The organism is Moritella sp. (genome assembly GCF_033791185.1).
In the GTDB taxonomy this organism is placed as follows: Bacteria; Pseudomonadota; Gammaproteobacteria; order Enterobacterales; family Moritellaceae; genus Moritella.
The window spans coordinates 1-3,907 of record NZ_JASJHF010000276.1 but is presented as its reverse complement, the minus strand read 5'-3'; the positions used below and the strand labels follow the sequence as shown (position 1 = coordinate 3,907).

Annotated in this window: 3 protein-coding genes, 1 tRNA gene and 1 pseudogene; all 5 read right to left on the bottom strand. The window is 40.4% G+C overall.

The window, feature by feature from the left end; translation table 11 throughout:
• Positions 1-297: pseudogene (locus QNK26_RS15640) on the bottom strand (electron transport complex subunit RsxC); the annotation flags it as partial.
• 5 nt (positions 298-302) lie between these two features.
• The gene (gene rsxB / locus QNK26_RS15635; RefSeq protein WP_319224794.1) at positions 303-851 is read right to left on the bottom strand and encodes an electron transport complex subunit RsxB; all 549 of its coding nucleotides are present in this window, start codon (positions 849-851) and stop codon (positions 303-305) included.
• Between the two features lie 12 nt (positions 852-863).
• The gene (gene rsxA / locus QNK26_RS15630; RefSeq protein ID WP_026006230.1) at positions 864-1,445 is read right to left on the bottom strand and encodes an electron transport complex subunit RsxA; all 582 of its coding nucleotides are present in this window, start codon (positions 1,443-1,445) and stop codon (positions 864-866) included.
• Positions 1,446-1,584: 139 nt separating this feature from the next.
• Positions 1,585-3,444 carry an EAL domain-containing protein gene (locus QNK26_RS15625; RefSeq protein WP_319224790.1) on the bottom strand — a complete coding sequence of 620 codons (1,860 nt, stop codon included), beginning with the start codon at positions 3,442-3,444 and terminating at the stop codon, positions 1,585-1,587.
• Positions 3,445-3,720: 276 nt separating this feature from the next.
• Positions 3,721-3,796: transfer RNA gene (locus QNK26_RS15620), tRNA-Asn, on the bottom strand.
• Positions 3,797-3,907: the final 111 nt, after the last annotated feature.

Below are 3,907 nucleotides of genomic sequence, written 5' to 3'. Positions count from 1 at the left end.
GGTACTTGGATATTGGGCAATATGTTCGATGGTGCCAGATGTAGGCGCATGAACCGGTACTGCCATAAATGAGTCAGATGCTGTTAGTGGCTGACCTTTTAATACACGATCGCCTGATGCAACAATGATTTGACCACCTTGGCCAATATGTTGCTTAACAGGAATAATAAGGTACTTAGGAATACTAGCAGTAGTAATCGCTAAACTTGTCGACTGGGTTTTATTTTCTTGTGGATGGATACCACCAAGATAGCGCCACAGTTTACCATTTTTGATTTGTTCGATTAATGACATCATGTGACCTATTTAATGTTGACGACTGGGATAGAGTCTAACTGCCATTTCCAGACAGTTTCTACTGGTTCCATCACGATACAATCGGTCGGACATGGTGCTACACATAATTTACAACCGGTACAGGCATCGACAATCACAGTGTGCATTGCACGTGTTGCCCCTGCAATTGCGTCAACAGGACAAGCTTGGATGCATTTAGTACAACCAATACAGTCTTCTTCGATAATACGTGCAACCAGTTTAACGCTGGCATCATGTTCTTGTTCTGCCACTGGTTTAACGTCAACGCCCATGATATCGGCAAGTTTTTCAACCGTACCTGCGCCTCCGGGGACGCATAAATTTACTTCTTCACCGTTGGCGACAGCTTCGGCATAGGGTTTACAACCCGGATAGCCACATTGGCCACATTGTGTTTGTGGTAACTCCGCATCGATCTGTTCGACAACCGGATTACCTTCAATTTTGAAACGAATAGCAGCCCAGCCGAGCCCGAGCCCAAACACAGCGGCGAGAATAACAAGGGTAATAATTGCAATAAGAATAGTAGTCATAATTATCAATAGTTAAAGTTTAACCAAGCCCGTAAAGCCCATGAACGCAAGAGACATAAGTCCTGCAGTGATCATAGCGATTGAAGTACCCTTAAAAGGGGCCGGGACGTTTGCAGCGGCGATACGTTCACGCATCGCTGCAAATAATATAAGTACTAATGAGAAACCGACCGCCGCACCAAAGCCATACACAGCACTTTCGATGAAATTATGTTTTTCATTAATATTTAACAATGCAACACCAAGTACCGCACAGTTAGTCGTGATGAGGGGTAAGAAAATACCTAACAAACGATAAAGAGTCGGGCTGGTTTTATGCACAACCATTTCAGTAAATTGCACAACAACGGCAATTACCAGAATGAAACTAAGCGTTCGTAAGTACTCTAAGCCAAGCGGCGTTAAAATGTAGGTTTCAACTAGGTATGAAGACATTGCCGCAATGGTCAATACAAACGTTGTCGCAAACGACATGCCAATGGCGCTTTCCAATTTACTTGATACACCCATAAACGGGCATAAACCAAGAAATTTGACTAGTACAAAGTTGTTTACAAGCACAGTGCTTACTAGCAATAAGAGATATTCGGTCATGATGAAGTAATACAGTTACTATGGGAGGCCGTATTATCGGGTATCTGTACCATTGTTACAATAGAAAATAACTAAATTGATAACGTAAGGAGGCTAATAATCAATTAGTATCCTTACGTTATTTAGGGTTTTTCTGTAATTAGCAGGCTATTTTGCTGAGTGGAGCAGGTCTGGCGATCAGGTAACCTTGAACTCCATCAACGTGCATGGATTCGAGTAATTGCTTTTGAGCTAGTTCTTCTACACCTTCGGCAATAACTTGGCAACTCATGCGGTGTGCGACATCAACAATCATGCGCAAGAACTGTTGGCTAGCGTTGTCATCGGTAATTGATTGAATCAAACCACTGTCAATTTTAATGTAATCAGGCTTGAGTTCCTTAAACAGTTTGAATGAACTGATGCCGTGACCAAATTTACTGATTGCCGAGCGACTCCCGACTCGGCGTAGCATATCGATTGCGCGCTTGCTTGAGACAATATTTCTCTCTAGCACAACTTCGTCAATTTCAAAGACTAAATTCGCAGCGGTATTGGGTTCCCGCAGTAATAACCGTTCTAGCCAGACAATGAAAGCACTGCTTTGCACTGAGTGAGACGTTAAGTTTACCCCCCAGCGACTGGTGCCATCCATTTGTGTACGGCTGTTACTGACAATGTTTTCGATGATGATTTGATCTAGTTTTACGGTGTAATCCAAGCGTTGTGCCATGGCAAACAGAGTATGGGTTGGTAACACGGCATTATTGCTGCCAATGAAGCGAGTATAAATCTCTTGGTAATTCTTCATGTTACGGTGAATAGGTTGTACAGCTTGACTGAGTAACATCAAACTACGTTTATTGATAATACCTTCAATGACATCCTTCCAATAAGATTGTCCTTGATTTTCTTGCTGGGCATCTTGTTGTTGGAACGCCCAGTAGTTAGGTCCTTCAAGTTGGGCTTTGGCTAATGCGGTATCTGCACGAGCCAATACTTGTTCGGGTTGTTGACCAGAATGAACGGTGGTAATACCGATATAAGCGACATTTTCTAATTCATGCAAGGATTGGTATTCATCGAATTTAGCTTTTATCTCGCGTGCGAATTTATGGGCGACAGCGGCGGTCATATTCGGAATAATAATGGCGAAGTCTGGACCTGATACGCGATATAATTGACTGTCCGGATAACGCTTCGTGCATTGCTTTAGCATATTTGATATATCTTTTAGATAGTTATCACCACGCTGAAAACCTCTGTGCTTATTAATATGTCCCAATGCGGTGGCGCGAACTAATACCATAATTGCAGATTGAGATTGTTTGTTCTCTGCAAGCAGATCGACAAGTTCACCACGAAAATAAAAGCGGTTGTATAAACCAGTCAGATTATCCATGTTGATTTGTTTGGACAGGGTTTCAATTTTATCATGTTGATCCTGTAATTCTTTATGGTGTTCTGCTTCATGCTGAGTCAGTAGACGGGTGATTGCTGGGAAACTATGGCGTGTTGGTTTTGCCGTATTGCTGATTTCGCTTAAAATATTGCGTTCTACATGCATTAATAAACGCTTAACCGATAGCAAACATAACAAATAAGCAATAAAGAGTGAGATAACGAAAGTACTGAGTAATTTTATCAGTGCATGATCTTGGTCATTAAATCTGAGCTTAAAGGTATAACTGAATAAGTCTGTAGATCCTGAAAATTTGGTGGCCAATTGCGGAAAAGTAAGCAAGATTAGGCTAGGGTAGCTAATATTAGCTTCCCAGCTGGAAGACCGTGATTCTGTCTGAATAAATAACAGATTTAATGCGAGGTGTTCAGTTAATAACTGAGTATTGTCATCTGTAATTGCTTCAAGTCTAATTTTTTGACTTAAGGCGTCATTTACAACATTACCTTGTACTGCTAATGATGAATTTAATGAGTGGTAGCTAAAACTTAATGCGCTGATCAACATGCACAAAAAACTAAATGTGATAAAAAGATTGCAGCGAAAATAATCCGTCATTTTCATTATCCCTATAATATTTTTACATCCCTGTCCGGCTAGATTAACCTGTTTAGATCAATAAAAATATGCATTAGGTCGCTTGGATATAAAATATGCGATAACGGGCACTATTTTATTAACAAGGTGTATTGTAGTTTAAAAGGTTTATTTGTTGAGGAATATGCTGGTAAATAATAGTGATGCTAGAGGTCTAATTAATATTTTAATTGAGTAGATAATAAATAATGAGGATATAGATGCAATTGAATGGGGTAGTGCGAAGTATAAAAAAAGTGGCTCCCCTTGCTAGACTCGAACTAGCGACATATGGATTAACAGTCCACCGTTCTACCAACTGAACTAAAGGGGAATTACTTTCGTGCTTCTAACGAAGCCAATTAACAATTTACATTACCTAGTAAATCACTAACTGTTACTTTCTAATGAAAGAAAGAAAATGTGGCTCCCTTTGCTAGACTTG